This window comes from Roseivivax sp. THAF30, from assembly GCF_009363575.1.
Lineage (GTDB): Bacteria > Pseudomonadota > Alphaproteobacteria > Rhodobacterales > Rhodobacteraceae > Roseivivax > Roseivivax halotolerans.
Genome location: NZ_CP045389.1, coordinates 1,118,756 through 1,133,363, shown reverse-complemented (window position 1 = coordinate 1,133,363; position 14,608 = coordinate 1,118,756). Strand labels below are relative to the sequence as shown.

Here is a 14,608-nt window from a genome sequence, read left to right as displayed (position 1 = left end):
AGCGACACGCTTGCCGGCGCGCTGCCGGCCTCGACCCCTTGCGCGGGGTTATCTTACGCAGACGCACGGGCCAGGATGTGTCCGTGAACACCGGATACACATGACCAAATTTGCAGATCTGAACCTCAGCCCGAAAGTGCTGAAAGCCATCGAAGAAGCGGGCTACGAGACGCCCACCCCGATCCAGGCGGGGGCCATTCCCCACGCGCTCGAGGGCCGGGACGTGCTCGGCATCGCGCAGACCGGAACGGGCAAGACGGCCAGCTTCACGCTGCCGATGATCACCAAGCTCGCTCGCGGCCGCGCCCGCGCCCGTATGCCGCGCAGCCTCGTGCTCGCGCCAACGCGCGAGCTTGCCGCCCAGGTGGCCGAGAATTTCGACACCTATTCCAAGCATGTGAAGCTCACCAAGGCGCTGCTGATCGGCGGCGTCAGCTTTGCCGAGCAGGACAAGCTCATCGACAAGGGCGTGGACGTGCTGATCGCGACGCCCGGTCGCCTGCTCGATCATTTCGAGCGTGGCAAGCTGCTGCTGACTGGCATCGAGATCATGGTCGTCGACGAAGCCGACCGGATGCTCGACATGGGCTTCATTCCCGATATCGAGCGCATTTTCTCGCTCACGCCCTTCACCCGGCAGACCTTGTTCTTCTCGGCCACGATGGCCCCGGAGATCGAGCGGATCACCAACACGTTCCTCGCCGCACCGGCACGGATCGAGGTCGTCCGGCAGGCCACCGCCTCCGAGACGATCGAGCAGGGCGTTTTGATGCTGAAATCCTCGCGCCGCGACCGCGCCGAAAGCGACAAACGCCGGGCGCTGCGGGCCCTGATCGATGCCGAGGGCGAGAAGCTGACCAACGCCATCGTCTTCTGCAATCGCAAGGTCGATGTGGATATCGTATCGAAATCGCTCAAGAAATATGGCTATGACGCGGCCCCGATCCACGGCGATCTGGACCAGTCGGTGCGGACGCGGACGCTTGAAGGGTTCCGCGCGGGATCGCTCAAGATCCTCGTGGCATCTGACGTGGCCGCGCGCGGCCTCGACGTGCCGTCGGTCAGCCACGTCTTCAACTTCGACGTTCCGGGCCATGCCGAGGACTACGTTCACCGGATCGGCCGGACGGGTCGCGCAGGCCGTGAAGGCAAGGCGATGACGCTCTGCATTCCGCGCGACGAGAAGAACCTCGAAGACGTGGAGCGCCTGATCGACAAGCCGATCCCGCGCCTCGACAACCCGCTCGGTGACACCGCGCCCGAAACCAGCGCAGAGGCCGAAGGCGACGAGAGCAATCAAAAGCCGCGCAAATCCCGGTCCCGCTCGCGCTCGCGCAGCAAGACGTCTCAAGCGAGCGACGCCGCGACGGATGCGCCGAAAGAGGTCCAGTCCGAACAACAGGACGAGACCTCCGAGCAGAAGTCCGAAGCCAAGCCCGAGCCAAAATCCGACGACAAGGCGCAGCGCGGCAAGTCTTCGCGCGGCGGACGCGGCGGGCAGCGCGGCGGCAAGCAGGATGACGTCGTCGGTATGGGCGATCACATGCCCACCTTCATCGCCAAGAGCCTCGACGAACGCAAAGTCGGCTGAGCGCGGTTACGCCGATGTGACCGGGCACGGGATGCAAGTTCCGCTGCCTGGGATATCCTCTGGTCCCACAGGCCAATGAAAATGAGGATAATCCCATGTTTCGCACCGCTTCGGCGGCCCTTGCCGCGTCGCTTTTCGCCGCTCCAGCGCTCGCGCAGGAGTGCACCGCGACGGTCAATGCCAGCGAAATCGTCATCAACACCGAAGAGCTTGGCGAGGATCGCTCCAGCCCCGGCATCCGTGAGAGGCTGGTCGACTGGCCGTCCAGACGCTGGGACCGCGCGCGCGGTCGCCCGCCGGAATGCGACAGCCAGACGATCATCACCTATCTCGCCGACCAGGTGCCCGCGCAGGACGTGAACGGCTATTGCCTGTCGGAGCTGGAAGAGACCGGCTACATCCTTGTGCCCGGCGCGCGCAATTATCGTGGCCGCTGCACGGAGACCGCCTGCCAGAAGGTCAATGCCGCCGCGGATGCGACCGTCAGCACGACAGCCGCGCTCGCTTCGGCGGTGCAGCGCAAATCTGGCGAGACGAAAGAGCGGCTCGACGGGGTCGTCCACGGCTCGGGCGCCCTGATCCTGTCAGGGTCGCGAGATCTGGTGCTGGGCGCGCTCGGCAGCGCGGGCACGGCGGCCCTTGGCACGGTTGGCGCACCGGTCGCCGCCGTCGGCGCGGGTGTCACGCTCGTCGGCGTGGGGGGCGCGCTCTATTACTGCTCGGGCTCCGAGGGGCCGGACCTGCCGCCGCTTGACGGACAGTTCCAGAACCCCGAGGACCGCGACCCCTCGCTTCAGTGATCAGCTCAGCCGGGAGATGACGACCGTCACTTCCGGCTTCTTGCCGATTTCGTTCTGCGCGGCGTTCCGCACCGTGCGGCGCAGCCCCTCTTCCAATGCGTCGTCATCGGCGAGCACCTTGGGCTTGGCGCGTTCGACGAACTGCGCAAGCTCTTCCTCCAGCGCCGCGTCAAGCGGCTGCTGGCTGCGTCCCGTCTCGGCCAGCCCCATCGGGTCGACCCAGGGCTCGCCCAGAGGCTCGTTGTCCTCATCAAGAACCAGCGTCACCGTGACATGGCCGTTCAGCGCCATGCGGATCCGGTCGCGCACCACACCGTCGAGCGCACCGACCTGCACCGAGCCGTCGAGATAGACGCGGCCTGTCTCCACGTAGTCGCAGGGTTTCCCGGTCGTCAGGTCGATCATCGTCCCGTTGGGCGCGACAACGCCGCGCCGCCCGTGCTGCGCGGCCAGGTTGGCGTGGGTCCTCAGATGGCGATGCTCGCCATGCATCGGCACGACCAGCTTCGGATCGGTCAGCTGGTGCATCGCGATCAGGTCGGGACGGTTCGCGTGTCCCGAGACGTGGTACTTGCCCGAGGAATCGTCGACCACATCGACACCGCGCTCGGAGAGCTGGTTCATGATGCGGATGACGCCCTTTTCGTTGCCCGGAATGGTCTTGGAGGAGAACAGGAACAGATCGCCGTCCTTGAGCTCGATCCCGAAATGCTTGCCGCGCGCCAGCTGAGCGGAGGCCGCGCGGCGCTCCCCCTGGCTGCCGGTGACGATGAGCATGAGGTTCTCGCGCGGAATGTCGCCCGCTGCCTCGATGGGCTCGGTCGAGGGAAAGCCGGTCAGAACGCCCGTCTCCTTGGCGGCCTCCACCATGCGCTGCATCGCGCGGCCCATGAGGACGATCGTCCGCCCTGCCCGGACACCCGCCTCGGCCAGCGTTTTGAGGCGCGCGACGTTCGAGGCGAAGGTCGTGGCGACAACCATGCCCTTGGCGTCCAGCAGCAGCTTCTCGATCTCGGGCCCGACCGTGGCTTCGGACCGGCCCTCATGCTCGGAGAAGACGTTGGTCGAATCGCAGACGAGCGCGGTCACGCCGTTCTTGCCGATCTCTTCCCAGATGCTGCGCTCGAACGGCTCTCCGACGACGGGCGTCACGTCGATCTTGAAATCGCCCGTATGCACGACGCGGCCGAGATCGGTATCGATCACCATGCCGGAGCTTTCGGGGATCGAATGCGAGATCGGCGCGAAGCCAACGCTGAACGGCCCGACCTGCTGCGTCGCGGGCCAAGGCTCCTGCGTGCGGACGATCTCGGGCGAAAGGCCGCGCTCGTCGAATTTCCGCCGGGCGATATTGGCGGTGAAGGCACGGGCATAAACGGGCGCGCCAAGCTCTTCCCAGAAATGCGCGACCGCGCCCACGTGGTCCTCGTGGGCGTGGGTCACGAAGATCGCCTCGATCCGGTCGCGCCGCGCCTTGAGCCAGCTGACGTCGGGAAAAATGAGATCGACGCCGGGCGTCGTGTCCATGTCGGGGAAGGTCACGCCCATATCGACGACGATCAGCCGCTCCTTGTCGGGCGCGCCGTAGCCATAGACGTAACAGTTCATGCCGATTTCGCCCGCCCCGCCCAAGGGCAGGTAGATCAGTCGGTTGGCGCTCATCGGATGTTTCCTTCGGTCTTGTTGTGATTATGGATGACGGTCAAACCGTGCATCGTGAGTTCGTCTTTCCAGTCATCAAATAGGTCTTCGGCCTGCTGGAACAAAGGCGCGAGCCCGCCGGTGGCAATGATCTTCATGGGCCGGTCCCGCTCTGCCTTGATGCGGGCGCAGACCTCGCGGATAACGCCGACATAGCCCCAGAAGATGCCTGACTGCATGCAGGCGACCGTGTTTGTGCCCACGACCCGCTGCGGTCGGGAGATATCCACATGCGGCAGCGCCGCCGCCGCCTCGTGAAGCGCCTGGAGCGACAGGTTCACGCCCGGCGCGATGACCCCGCCGACATAGGCACCGTCGGTATCGACCACGTCGAAGGTCGTGGCGGTGCCGAAATCCACGACGATGAGATCACCGCCGTAAAGGTCGTGCCCCGCGACGGTATTGACCAAACGGTCGGGGCCGACCTGCGTTCCCGCATCGACGCGGACATCGATGGGCATCAGGCAATCGGGCCGCCCGACGACAATCGGACGGGTGTTGAAATAGCGATCCGCAAGGACACGCAGGTTGAAGACGACACGCGGCACCGTGGAGGAGACGATCATGTCGGTGATCTCGGCCTCGATGTTCTGAAGCTTCATCAAGGTGGACAGCCAGACGTAATACTGGTCCGCCGTGCGCTGATGTTCGGTCGAGGTCCGCCAGGTCGCCAGGAATTCCGTCCCGTCCCAGATCGAGAAGACCGTGTTGGTGTTGCCGCAATCGATTGCGAGAAGCATGGTGCGCCGCCTCCGTTGAGGGTCAGAAGAAGACATCGGCGGCGGCGATGGAAACGCGGCCTTCCGGCGTCTTTAGGACAAGATTGCCGCGCGCGTCCACCGTCTCGAAGGTGCCGCGCGTCTCCGTGCTGCCGGTCCGCGCGGTGATGACCTCTCCAAGACGCGCCGCGCGCGAGAGCCACGCTTCGCGGATCGGCGCGAAGCCGTAGGTCTTGAGGCTGGTTTCATGACGCGCGTAGTCCGCCGCCAGATGGTCTAGGAACGTCTCCGGCGAGGGGTCCGCGCCTGTCTCGGGAAGAAGGGCCACGGGCCGCACCGCACCGTCCTCGACCTCGCTCGCATCGGGCGCCGCGATGAGGTTCACGCCGATCCCGATCGCAAGGTGATCGACCCGCGCGCCATTCCCGAGAGTTTCCAGCAGGATACCCGCCAGCTTGCCACCGTTCAGAAGCACGTCGTTCGGCCATTTCAGCGCGAAGGGCTCGACCCTGCCCGTCAGCCGCACGCAGGTATCGAAAAGCGCCAGCGCCGCCACGAAAGAGCGCAGCGCGACAAGCTCCGGCGGCTCGGACGGCATCAGCAGAAGCGTTGCGGAGAAATTTCCCTCGGGCACGCGCCAGGCCCGTCCCCGCCTCCCCCGTGCGGCGGTTTGGCGATGCGCCATGATCCAGATCGGCCCGCTTGACGTTCGTGCTTGCCGCGCGGCCTCGGCATTGGTGCTGTCGACCTCGTCAAGGATCAGCCGCTCGTATCCCTCGGGCCAGGAAATCGCGCTCACGCCGCCGCCCCGCCCCGCCGGAAGGTGAGATAATGGGGCACGCGCCCTTCGCGGAGCGCTTTCTGCTCGTACCGGGTGGAAATCCAGTCGTCCCAAGGGGTGCGCCAGTCGCGCGGCCGTTCGGCTGCCCAGGTGAATCCGGCTTTCGGCACTTCCTGCAAGGTCTGCCGGACGTAATCGGGAATGTCCGTCGCCACACGGAACTCTGCGCCCGGTTTCATCGCGCGGGCGAGTGGCTCCAGATGCTCAGGCGTCACGAACCGGCGGCGGTGGTGCTTTTTCTTCGGCCAAGGATCGGGATAGAGCAGGAACGCCTTGTCGAGCGATGCCTCGGGCAGAACGTCGAAGAGATCGCGCACATCGCCGGGATGAATGCGGACATTTCCCGCCGGGTTGTCGCGAAGCTTGCCGAGCAGCATCGCAACGCCGTTGATATAGGGCTCGCAGCCGATGATACCGGCCTCCGGGTTCTCCAGCGCCTGGTGCACGAGATGTTCGCCGCCGCCGAAACCGACTTCGAGCCAGACGGGCTTGCCGCCGAACATCCCGGCCACGTCGAGAGGGTTGCGCTCGGGGTTTTCTTCCCATCCGACCGGGCCCGGCGCGTAGCTTGCCAGATCCTCGTCGAGATAGGCTTCCTGCGACTTGCGCAGGCCCTTGCCCTTGAGCCGCCCGTAGAAATTGCGCCAGGGGGCGCCCGTGGAATGCCGGTCCTTCATGGGGCGCGGGCATAGCGCGGCGCGCGCGCCGCCGCAACGGGCTCAGAGCGCGAGGATCAGAACGAGGATCGAGAGCGTCAGCACCGCGATGCCCGCGATCTCGCGCCGCGTGACGCTCTCCCGGAAGAAGAGCGCGGAGACCGCGACGGAAAAGATCAGCTCCACCTGTCCCAGCGCCTGCACATAAGCCGCGTTCTGCAGCGTGAAAGCGGAGAACCACGACACGCTGCCTGCCATCGAGGCCGCACCGAGCCAGACGCCCCGTGCGCGCACGGCCCAAACCGCCGAGAGAGTGCCCGGCGTACGAAGCCGCAGCCAGAGGCCGAGCGCGGCCGTCTGCATCAGAGTGACAAGTGCGAGCGACAGGATTGCGCGCGTGACGGGATCGTCCGAGGCGACGGCCAGCGTTGCGCCCCGGTAGCCGACCGCCGAGATCGCGAAGAAGAAGCCCGAGCCGAGGCCGAGTGCCACCTCGCGCGGCCCGATCCGCTGCCACCAGCGGCCCGCGATCCCAGGCGTTTCGGACAAGAGGAGCACGCCCGCAAGCCCGATCAGGATCGCCGCCCAGCCGCCCGGAGACACCGCCTCGCCAAGGACGATGAAGGCGAGAAGCGCCGTCTGGATCACCTCGGTCTTCTTGAACGTGATGCCGACCGCGAAGTTGCGCGTCTCGAACAGCGCGACCACGCAGATCGTCGCAAGGATCTGTGCCAGCGCACCGACGGGCGCGTAAATCCAGAACGCGCGGCCTAGCGGCGGCAGTCCCGTCCCTTGCAGCCAGAGCCAGAGTGTCGCGCCCGCCCAGGCGAATGGCATCGCATAGGCGAAGCGCGCAAAGCTCGATCCGGTGCTTGAGAGACCGCCAAGGCTCAGGATCTTGTGCAGCGCGAAACGCAGCGTCTGGAAGGCCGCCGCGCTGAGCGTGAAAAGGATCCAGGGCTCGATCATCTCGAGGACGCCCGCACGGGCGGGCGAGAGGCCATGTTCAGTACGGGAAGGGGTGTGCGCGCCAGGCCGCGTCGAGCGCGTCCAGGCAGTCCTGCGACAGCTCCGTCTCGATCGCGCCCAGCGCGTGATCGAGTTGATCGAGCGTGGTCGCCCCGAAGATCGACGAGGTCACGAAGGGCCGCCGCGCGGACCAGGCAAAAGCCATGTGGACCGGATCATGCCCGAAGTCGCGCGCGATTTGCAGATACGCCGCTACCGCCTCGAAGGCCCGTTCGGTCTTGCGCCCGCCAAGATCGCCCGCTCCGCCATCGGCGACGTTTACCTCCATCCGGCTGCCTTTCGGCATCGCCCCATCCTGGTACTTGCCCGACAGAAGCCCCGCACCGAGCGGGGAATACGGCAGAAAGCCCACCTCTTCGTGCAGAAGAACCTCGGCGAGATCGGTATCGGCCATCCTGTAGAGCAGCGAATATTCGTTCTGCACTGCATCCATGCGCGGCAATCCCTCGGCCTCGGCGATCCGGTTGAACGCCATCGTGCCCCAGGCGCTCTCGTTCGAGAGCCCCATCGCGCGGATCGTCCCCCGCTTCACCTCATCCGCCGCCCAGCCAAGGACATCCGCCATGTGCTGGCGCGTCGCTGCGCTGTCCTGCTCCCACGGCGCGAAGCTCCATTGCTGGCGGAAGGCGTAGGAGCCGCGGTTCGGCCAATGCAGCTGGTAAAGGTCGATCACGTCCGTCTTCAGCCGGCCAAGCGACGCTTCGAGCGCTTCGGTCATCGTCGCGGGGCTGATCGGCGCGCCGTCCCGCACCGCGCCGAGCCCTGCGCCCGATACTTTTGTTGCGAGAACCCAGTCGTTTCGCTTGCCGGACTTCTCGAACCAGTCGCCGATGATCGCTTCGGTATGACCGATGGTCTCGGCCTTCACCGGGTTCACCGGATACATCTCGGCGGCATCCATGAAGTCGATGCCCGCCGCGCCCGCGCGCTCGATCTGGGCATGCGCGGTCTCTGCATCGGTCTGTGAGCCGAATGTCATCGTGCCGAGGCAGAACTCCGTCACCTCGATGCCGGACCGGCCGAGCTTGTTCTTCTTCATGTCGCTGTCTCCAAATCGTTCGGCGCGAACCCTATCCCTCACGCCTCGCGTCGCAAGCCCTGGCTGACATCGGTTGGCGAGACCGCGACGGATTTCATCACGGCAAAACAGGCCGTGCCTTCGGAGAGGGCGAGCGTCTCGGCGCTGCGTTGGGTGATGCGGGCGAGGATCGCGTCCTCGCCGACCTGCAGCTGCGCGATCACGCCCGGTCCTTCGCCGCGGCGAATGGCGCGCACCGTCGCGGGCAAGACGTTGAGGGCAGAGATGTTCTCGGGACGCTCTGTCGCGACGATCACGTCCTGCGCGAGGATTCGCACGCGCAGTCGCGCGCCCTCCGCCGCATCGATCCGCGGCAGATACAGCCGCCCGCCAGAGATGCGAAGCTCGGTCAGCCCGTCCGCCTCGTGGCCCGCGACCTCGGCATTCAGGACCGCGCCCGCCTCGCGCAGGCCCATCACGTGAACCAGGCTTGGATCCGAAAGAAGCGCCTCCGCCGGACCCGACTTCAGCACGCGCCCCTCTTCTAGGACAACGATATGCGTAGCGAGCCGCGCCACCTCCGAGAGGTTGTGACTGACATAGAGGATCGGCAGGCCCGTCTCGGCCCGCAGCCGTTCGAGATAGGGCAGGATCTCGTTCTTGCGGGGCGCATCGAGCGCGGCGAGCGGCTCGTCCATGAGGAGCAGTCGAGGTTCCGACAGAAGTGCGCGGCCGATGGCGACGCGCTGCGCCTCTCCGCCCGAGAGCGCGCCGGGCCGACGGGCGAGAAGCGGCGCAAGACCCAGAAGCTCGGCCACGTGATCGAGCGCGCCCTCGCCCGACAGCCCCCGCGCGCGGCGCCCGTAGAGAAGATTGCGGCGCACATCGAGATGCGGAAAAAGCCGCGCTTCCTGAAAGACATAGCCGATGCGGCGCGCGTGGACGGGCACGGAATGGCCGGCGCGCGCGTCGAACAATGTCTCGCCCTGGACCGCGACACGCCCGTTGTCTGGCGCCGCGAGCCCCGCAACCGCGTTGACGAGCGAGGTCTTGCCCGAGCCCGATCGCCCGAAGAGCGCCGTCACCCCGTCCGGGGCCTCGAAGGCCACGTCGAGTTGAAACGCGCCTTGCCGCTTCCGCACATCGACCGACAGCGTCATCGGCCCGCCACCCGCGCTGCGACCCGCCGCGCCAGCCATTCCGACAGAAAGAGAGCTGCCATCGCGATGGCGAGCGAGATCACCACCAGCGTCATCGCCGCGCCTTCGCCGCCCGGAACCTGCAGGAAGGCATAGATCGCAGAGGGGATGGTCTGCGTCTCGCCGGGGATGTTCGAGACAAAGGTGATCGTCGCGCCGAATTCGCCCATCGCTTTGGCGAAGGCGAGGATCGCCCCCGCGATCACGCCCGGCAGGATGAGCGGCAATGTCACCGTCGCGAAGACCCGCATCCGCGAGGCCCCAAGCGTCGCGGCGGCCTCTTCGAGTTTCGGATCGACCGCCTCGATGGCAAGTCGGATCGCGCGAACCAGAAGCGGGAAGGCCATGATGCCCGCCGCAAGCGCCGCGCCGGTCCAGCGGAAGGCGAGCGTGATACCGAAAAGCTCATGGAGCGCCGCGCCGATCGGACCCTGCCGCCCGAAGCCCAGAAGCAGCAGGTAGCCCGTTACCACCGGCGGCAGGATGAGCGGCAGGTGCACCAGCCCGTTGAGAAGGCCCCGCCCCGGAAACCGCACCCGCGCCAGAAGATAAGCGACCGCGATCCCGAGCGGCATCGCCGCCAGCGTCGCCCAGAAGGCGACCTTGAGCGACAGGCGCACCGCCTGCCAGGCTTCGGGTCCGAGCGTCTCCATGACCTTTGCGATACTCTACTCGGGAAGCGGCGCAAAGCCGTGGCGCGCGATGATTTCCGTTGCTTGAGGCCCGCCGAGCCAGCGCAGGAACGCTGCCGCGGCTTCTGGTTCCGCCGCGGCTGCGGTGACGGCTCCGACGTAGCGGATTGGCGGATGGCTGTCCTCGGGAAAGGTGCCTGCGACGCGGACCCGCATCTCCGCGGCGGCGTCCGTCGCATAAACGATGCCGAGCGGCGCCTCTCCGAGCGCGACGAGCGCCAGCGCCGCGCGGACATTGTCGGCCTCGGCAAGGCGTGGGGCGAGCGCCTCCCACTCCCCGAGGCTTTCGAGCGCGGCGCGGGCATAGATCCCTGCCGGCACCGCATCCGTGAGCGCCACGGCGAGCCGGTCCTCAGGGCCGAGCCGGCTTGCGATATCGACGCCGGGTGCAAGCTCCGCGCTGCCTGCCGCCCCTGCCCCATGCGCGATCAGCACGAGCCGGTTGCCGAACAGCGCAGCCCGCGTCTCTGGGTCGACGGCGTCGCGCTCCTCCAGCCAATCCATCCATTCGGGATTGGCGGAGACAAAGACATCGGCGGGCGCGCCTTGCGCGATCTGGCGGGCGAGGACGGAAGAGCCTGCGGGCGCGATGCGGATCTCGTCGCCGGAACTCTCCGAGTAGATCTCCGCCGCCTCGGCGAGCACATCGCGGGTCGAGGCGGCCGCGAAGACCGTGATCTCGGCTGCCGTCCCCATGACGGGACAGGCGAGCGCGGCGAGAAGGGAGAAGCCGGAAAGGCGCATAGAGACGGAACCATACATGTTCGATGACACAATGGGTTGCACGGCGCAGAGGCCCCGGCAAGTCGCCTTTGGTCGCGACCCGGACGCCATCACCCTTGAGAACAAATTGCGAACACTCTAGTTTATCTCGCATGACCGATCTGCTTCTCAGCCGCAAACCGCTCAAGGCGGCCCCCGCGCTCACCGTGGCGGGCGACATCGCCCTGACCGAAGGGCGCGTGCACGAGGCCTGCGGGCTTGGACGCTTCGCCTTCGCGGCTTTCCTGGCAAGGGCGGCTCAAGGGCCGGTGATCTGGATCTCGGGGCCCGGCGGCAGCGGGATGAACCCCGACGGGATGGCGCCCTTCTGTGATCCGGGACGGTTCCTGTTCGTAACCGCACGACGTCCGATCGACCGTCTTTGGGCACTGGAAGAGACGCTCCGCGCGGGCGCGGTGGCGCTGGCCGTGGCCGATCTCGACGAAGCGCCGGGGCTGACGCCCGTGCGCCGCCTTCACCTTGCCGCCGAGACGGGGGCGGAGATGCGCCAGCGGCCCACGGGCCTTTTGCTGACACCCGGCGAGGGCGGCGCGGCGGGGGTCGAGAGCCGCTGGCATGTGAGCCCCGATCATGCCCCAAGCCGCGCTCGCTGGACGGCCCGGCGGGTGCGCGCCCGCATGGCTCCGCCCGCCGCCTTCTCGCTCCGGCACGACGAGACCGGCCTCTCCGCCGCGCCCATCCCGGTCTAGAAGCCGGCCCCTCTGTTCTCTGCCGCGCCCATCCGCTAGGAGGAGCCCAAAGCTCCACCACAGGCAAAGCGACACCCGGACATGGCGCGACATCTCATCACCTCGGCAATTCCCTATATCAACGGGATCAAACACCTCGGAAACCTCGTCGGCTCGCAGCTTCCCGCCGACCTCTTCGCCCGATACCAGCGCGCGCGCGGCCACGAGGTTCTGTTCCTCTGCGCGACGGACGAGCACGGCACGCCCGCGGAGCTGGCCGCCGCCAAAGCCGGGCAGCCGGTCGCTGAATATTGCGCCGAGATGCACGAGGTCCAGGCACGGATCGCCGAGGGCTTCCGTCTCTCCTTCGACCATTTCGGGCGCTCGTCTTCCAAGCAGAATGAAAAGCTCACCCAGCATTTCGCGGGCGTTCTGGCCGACAAGGGCCTGATCCGCGAGGTCTCCGAAACGCAGATGTATTCGCCAACCGACGGGCGCTACCTGCCCGACCGCTATATCGAGGGTACCTGCCCCAATTGCGGCTTCGAGGATGCGCGCGGCGATCAATGCGACAATTGCACCAAGCAGCTCGACCCGGTGGACCTGATCGATCCGCGCTCGGTGATCTCGGGCGCGACGGATCTCGAGATGCGCGAGACCAAGCACCTCTACCTGCGCCAATCAGCGATGAAGGACGAGCTCGAGGCATGGATCGACAGCAAGACCGACTGGCCCGTCCTGACGACCTCGATCGCAAAGAAGTGGCTCAATGACGGCGACGGGCTGCAGGATCGCGGCATCACCCGCGATCTCGATTGGGGTATCCCCGTCAAGCGCGGCGACGAGGACTGGCCGGGCATGGAGGGCAAGGTCTTCTACGTCTGGTTCGACGCGCCCATCGAATACATCGCCTCCGCGCAGGAATGGGTCGATGCCGGCAAGGGCGACGATTGGCAGCGCTGGTGGCGCACCGACAAGGGCGCGGAGGATGTGACCTACACCCAGTTCATGGGCAAGGATAACGTGCCGTTCCACACGCTGAGCTTTCCGGCGACGATCCTCGGCTCGGGTGAGCCGTGGAAGCTCGTCGACTACATCAAGTCTTTCAACTACCTCAATTACGAGGGCGGGCAGTTCTCGACCTCGCGCGGACGCGGCGTTTTCATGGACCAGGCGCTCGAGATCCTGCCGGCCGATTACTGGCGCTGGTGGCTTCTGAGCCATGCGCCCGAAAGCTCGGATGCCGAGTTCACCTGGGAGAATTTCCAATCCTCGGTGAACAAGGATCTTGCGGACGTCCTCGGCAATTTCGCGAGCCGCGTGACGAAGTTCTGCCGCTCGAAGTTCGGCGAGGTCGTGCCCGAGGGCGGCACCTTCACCGAGGCCGAGCGCGCGCTCGTGCGCGACCTGCAGACCAAGCTTGCCGAATACGAACGCCACATGGAGGCGATGGAAGTTCGCAAGGCGGCGTCTGCGCTTCGGGCGATCTGGGTTCTCGGCAACGAATACCTGCAGGACGCCGCGCCTTGGGCCACCTTCAAGGAAGATCCCGAACAGGCCGCGATGCAGATCCGGCTCGGCCTGAATCTGATCCGGCTATACGCGATTCTTTCCGGGCCGTTCATCCCCGACGCCGCGGCGCAGCTTCTCGAAGCGATGCGCGCCGAGGGCGCGGACTGGCCGGACGACATCGACGCGGCGCTTGAGGCCCTGCCTGCGGGTCACGCCTTCGCGGTGCCGGACGTCACCTTCCGCAAGATCACCGATGCCGAGCGCGAGGATTGGCAGTCACGGTTCTCGGGCAAGCGCGACTGACGCCGACCAAAGACGCGCGCCCTGAGCGTGAGCCAGCGGTGCCGGCGTGCCCAGCGCTCACGGCTGGCAATGCGCGCGGGGACGGCGCGAAAGTCTTGGCGAATCTCGGTGCTGTCGCTCTGAATGGGTCTGAGGATCATCATCACGTATCTCACTCCTGTTAGTCTGAATGAGATATGGCCCAGCCTTCCTTGACCTTTGAGCGGCGATCTTCGCAACATGGGTTTCATGAATGAAACCCCAGCCTCCCTGGACGACCTCGCCCTTTTCGCCGCCGTCGCCGATGCGGGCTCGCTCGGTGAGGCGAGCCGCAGGACCGGCGTCCCCTTGCCGACCCTGTCGCGGCGCATGACGGCGCTTGAGCGCGACCTCGCACGCACACTCTTCCTTCGCGGCAAAAGGGGTTACGCACTCAGCGCCGAGGGCGTCTCACTGGCGGCGGAGCTCAGCGGGCTCGCCGAAGTGCGCCGTCGCGTGGAGCGGTGGCGATCCCTGAGCGACGCCCGTCCGCCGGTGCGGATCACGGCCGGGTTCTGGACGTCTCACGCGATCGCGCGCAGGCTTTCCGCGGATCCCGAACGCACGTGGCTGCCGCATTTCGTGCCCGCCACGGCGTCTCTCGACCTTGCCCGACGCGAGGCTGATATCGGCATTCGCAATGCCGCGCCGGATCATCCGTGGCTCGCGCGACGGGCGCTGGCGACGGTGCGCTTCGCGGTCTACGGAACCCGGGAGGCGAAAGGCTATATTGCTGCCCCGCCCGACACGCCTTCGCAACGCTGGCTGCACGAACGGCACGGGCGCGAGATCGTCGCAGTGGCACAGGACCCCCGGATCTGCCTCGAGTTGGCCGAGGCCGGGCATGGCCTCATGATCCTGCCGACGTTCGTAGAGAGCTCGCTCAGGAACCTTGTGCGCCGGTCAGAGCCCATCGCGGAGCTGACACATGAAAGTTGGCTGCTCGCGCATCACGACGCCCGGCAGGATCCGCCGATCCGCGCCGCGATAGACGAGATCGTGGCGATCCTCGCGTCCGATTGAAGCGCCCCTTTCCCTTCAAACGAAAAAGGCCGGGCGCAACGCCCGGCCTCTTGAA

At 66.6% G+C, this 14,608-nt stretch carries 14 protein-coding genes; 5 read left to right on the top strand and 9 right to left on the bottom strand.

The window, feature by feature from the left end:
- The first annotated feature begins 100 nt into the window (after nucleotides 1-100).
- Both FIU91_RS05440 and FIU91_RS05435 read left to right on the top strand, forming a co-directional pair.
- A complete protein-coding gene (locus FIU91_RS05440; protein WP_152461739.1) occupies nucleotides 101-1,591 on the top strand; it encodes a DEAD/DEAH box helicase in 1,491 nt (496 codons plus the stop codon).
- A gap of 95 nt (nucleotides 1,592-1,686) precedes the next feature.
- Complete coding sequence (locus FIU91_RS05435; protein ID WP_093010188.1) at nucleotides 1,687-2,391, top strand: hypothetical protein; 705 nt, start codon at nucleotides 1,687-1,689, stop codon at nucleotides 2,389-2,391.
- On the opposite strand, the gene FIU91_RS05430 is transcribed toward FIU91_RS05435, so the two are convergent.
- From FIU91_RS05430 to modA, 9 genes are read right to left on the bottom strand one after another with little or no spacing between them, the layout of a single operon-like run.
- Nucleotides 2,392-4,053, bottom strand: coding sequence for a ribonuclease J (locus FIU91_RS05430; RefSeq protein ID WP_093010189.1), 1,662 nt, complete (start codon nucleotides 4,051-4,053; stop codon nucleotides 2,392-2,394).
- Nucleotides 4,050-4,832, bottom strand: coding sequence for a type III pantothenate kinase (locus FIU91_RS05425; protein ID WP_093010190.1), 783 nt, complete (start codon nucleotides 4,830-4,832; stop codon nucleotides 4,050-4,052). Before FIU91_RS05425 ends, FIU91_RS05430 begins: the two co-directional genes overlap by 4 nt.
- Nucleotides 4,833-4,854: 22 nt before the next feature.
- Nucleotides 4,855-5,610, bottom strand: a complete 756-nt coding sequence (locus FIU91_RS05420; protein ID WP_152461738.1) for a biotin--[acetyl-CoA-carboxylase] ligase — start codon at nucleotides 5,608-5,610, stop codon at nucleotides 4,855-4,857.
- Nucleotides 5,607-6,329: a tRNA (guanosine(46)-N(7))-methyltransferase TrmB gene (locus FIU91_RS05415; RefSeq protein ID WP_152461737.1), complete on the bottom strand. Its 723-nt coding sequence runs from the start codon at nucleotides 6,327-6,329 to the stop codon at nucleotides 5,607-5,609. The genes FIU91_RS05420 and FIU91_RS05415 overlap by 4 nt, the downstream gene beginning before the upstream one ends.
- A gap of 42 nt (nucleotides 6,330-6,371) precedes the next feature.
- Nucleotides 6,372-7,274 (bottom strand): DMT family transporter, encoded by a 903-nt coding sequence (locus FIU91_RS05410; protein ID WP_152463659.1) that lies wholly within the window; start codon nucleotides 7,272-7,274, stop codon nucleotides 6,372-6,374.
- Nucleotides 7,275-7,314: 40 nt separating this feature from the next.
- The gene (locus FIU91_RS05405) at nucleotides 7,315-8,376 is read right to left on the bottom strand and encodes an aldo/keto reductase (RefSeq protein WP_152461736.1); all 1,062 of its coding nucleotides are present in this window, start codon (nucleotides 8,374-8,376) and stop codon (nucleotides 7,315-7,317) included.
- Between the two features lie 38 nt (nucleotides 8,377-8,414).
- A complete protein-coding gene (modC, locus tag FIU91_RS05400; RefSeq protein WP_152461735.1) occupies nucleotides 8,415-9,515 on the bottom strand; it encodes a molybdenum ABC transporter ATP-binding protein in 1,101 nt (366 codons plus the stop codon).
- The gene (gene modB / locus FIU91_RS05395) at nucleotides 9,512-10,207 is read right to left on the bottom strand and encodes a molybdate ABC transporter permease subunit (protein WP_093010194.1); all 696 of its coding nucleotides are present in this window, start codon (nucleotides 10,205-10,207) and stop codon (nucleotides 9,512-9,514) included. The genes modC and modB overlap by 4 nt, the downstream gene beginning before the upstream one ends.
- A gap of 15 nt (nucleotides 10,208-10,222) precedes the next feature.
- Complete coding sequence (modA, locus tag FIU91_RS05390; protein ID WP_216651628.1) at nucleotides 10,223-10,990, bottom strand: molybdate ABC transporter substrate-binding protein; 768 nt, start codon at nucleotides 10,988-10,990, stop codon at nucleotides 10,223-10,225.
- 131 nt (nucleotides 10,991-11,121) lie between these two features.
- Between modA and FIU91_RS05385 the strand changes: the two genes are divergently transcribed.
- The 3 genes from FIU91_RS05385 (at nucleotide 11,122) to FIU91_RS05375 (ending at nucleotide 14,553) form a co-directional block, all read left to right on the top strand.
- On the top strand, nucleotides 11,122-11,718 hold the full coding sequence (locus tag FIU91_RS05385; RefSeq protein ID WP_152461733.1) for an ImuA family protein: 597 nt from the start codon (nucleotides 11,122-11,124) through the stop codon (nucleotides 11,716-11,718).
- A gap of 81 nt (nucleotides 11,719-11,799) precedes the next feature.
- Nucleotides 11,800-13,512, top strand: coding sequence for a methionine--tRNA ligase (metG, locus tag FIU91_RS05380; protein ID WP_152461732.1), 1,713 nt, complete (start codon nucleotides 11,800-11,802; stop codon nucleotides 13,510-13,512).
- Between the two features lie 228 nt (nucleotides 13,513-13,740).
- Nucleotides 13,741-14,553: a LysR family transcriptional regulator gene (locus FIU91_RS05375; RefSeq protein ID WP_152461731.1), complete on the top strand. Its 813-nt coding sequence runs from the start codon at nucleotides 13,741-13,743 to the stop codon at nucleotides 14,551-14,553.
- Nucleotides 14,554-14,608 lie beyond the last annotated feature (55 nt).

Bases quoted from the DNA above. Each gene is read 5' to 3' on its own strand.
- FIU91_RS05425 (WP_093010190.1), bottom strand. From the start codon at position 4,832: ATGCTTCTCGCAATCGATTGCGGCAACACCAACACGGTCTTCTCGATC.
- FIU91_RS05415 (WP_152461737.1), bottom strand. From the start codon at position 6,329: ATGAAGGACCGGCATTCCACGGGCGCCCCCTGGCGCAATTTCTACGGG.
- FIU91_RS05435 (WP_093010188.1), top strand. From the start codon at position 1,687: ATGTTTCGCACCGCTTCGGCGGCCCTTGCCGCGTCGCTTTTCGCCGCT.
- modA (WP_216651628.1), bottom strand. From the start codon at position 10,990: ATGCGCCTTTCCGGCTTCTCCCTTCTCGCCGCGCTCGCCTGTCCCGTC.
- FIU91_RS05385 (WP_152461733.1), top strand. From the start codon at position 11,122: ATGACCGATCTGCTTCTCAGCCGCAAACCGCTCAAGGCGGCCCCCGCG.
- FIU91_RS05375 (WP_152461731.1), top strand. From the start codon at position 13,741: ATGAATGAAACCCCAGCCTCCCTGGACGACCTCGCCCTTTTCGCCGCC.
- modB (WP_093010194.1), bottom strand. From the start codon at position 10,207: ATGGAGACGCTCGGACCCGAAGCCTGGCAGGCGGTGCGCCTGTCGCTC.
- FIU91_RS05430 (WP_093010189.1), bottom strand. From the start codon at position 4,053: ATGAGCGCCAACCGACTGATCTACCTGCCCTTGGGCGGGGCGGGCGAA.
- metG (WP_152461732.1), top strand. From the start codon at position 11,800: ATGGCGCGACATCTCATCACCTCGGCAATTCCCTATATCAACGGGATC.
- FIU91_RS05440 (WP_152461739.1), top strand. From the start codon at position 101: ATGACCAAATTTGCAGATCTGAACCTCAGCCCGAAAGTGCTGAAAGCC.
- modC (WP_152461735.1), bottom strand. From the start codon at position 9,515: ATGACGCTGTCGGTCGATGTGCGGAAGCGGCAAGGCGCGTTTCAACTC.
- FIU91_RS05405 (WP_152461736.1), bottom strand. From the start codon at position 8,376: ATGAAGAAGAACAAGCTCGGCCGGTCCGGCATCGAGGTGACGGAGTTC.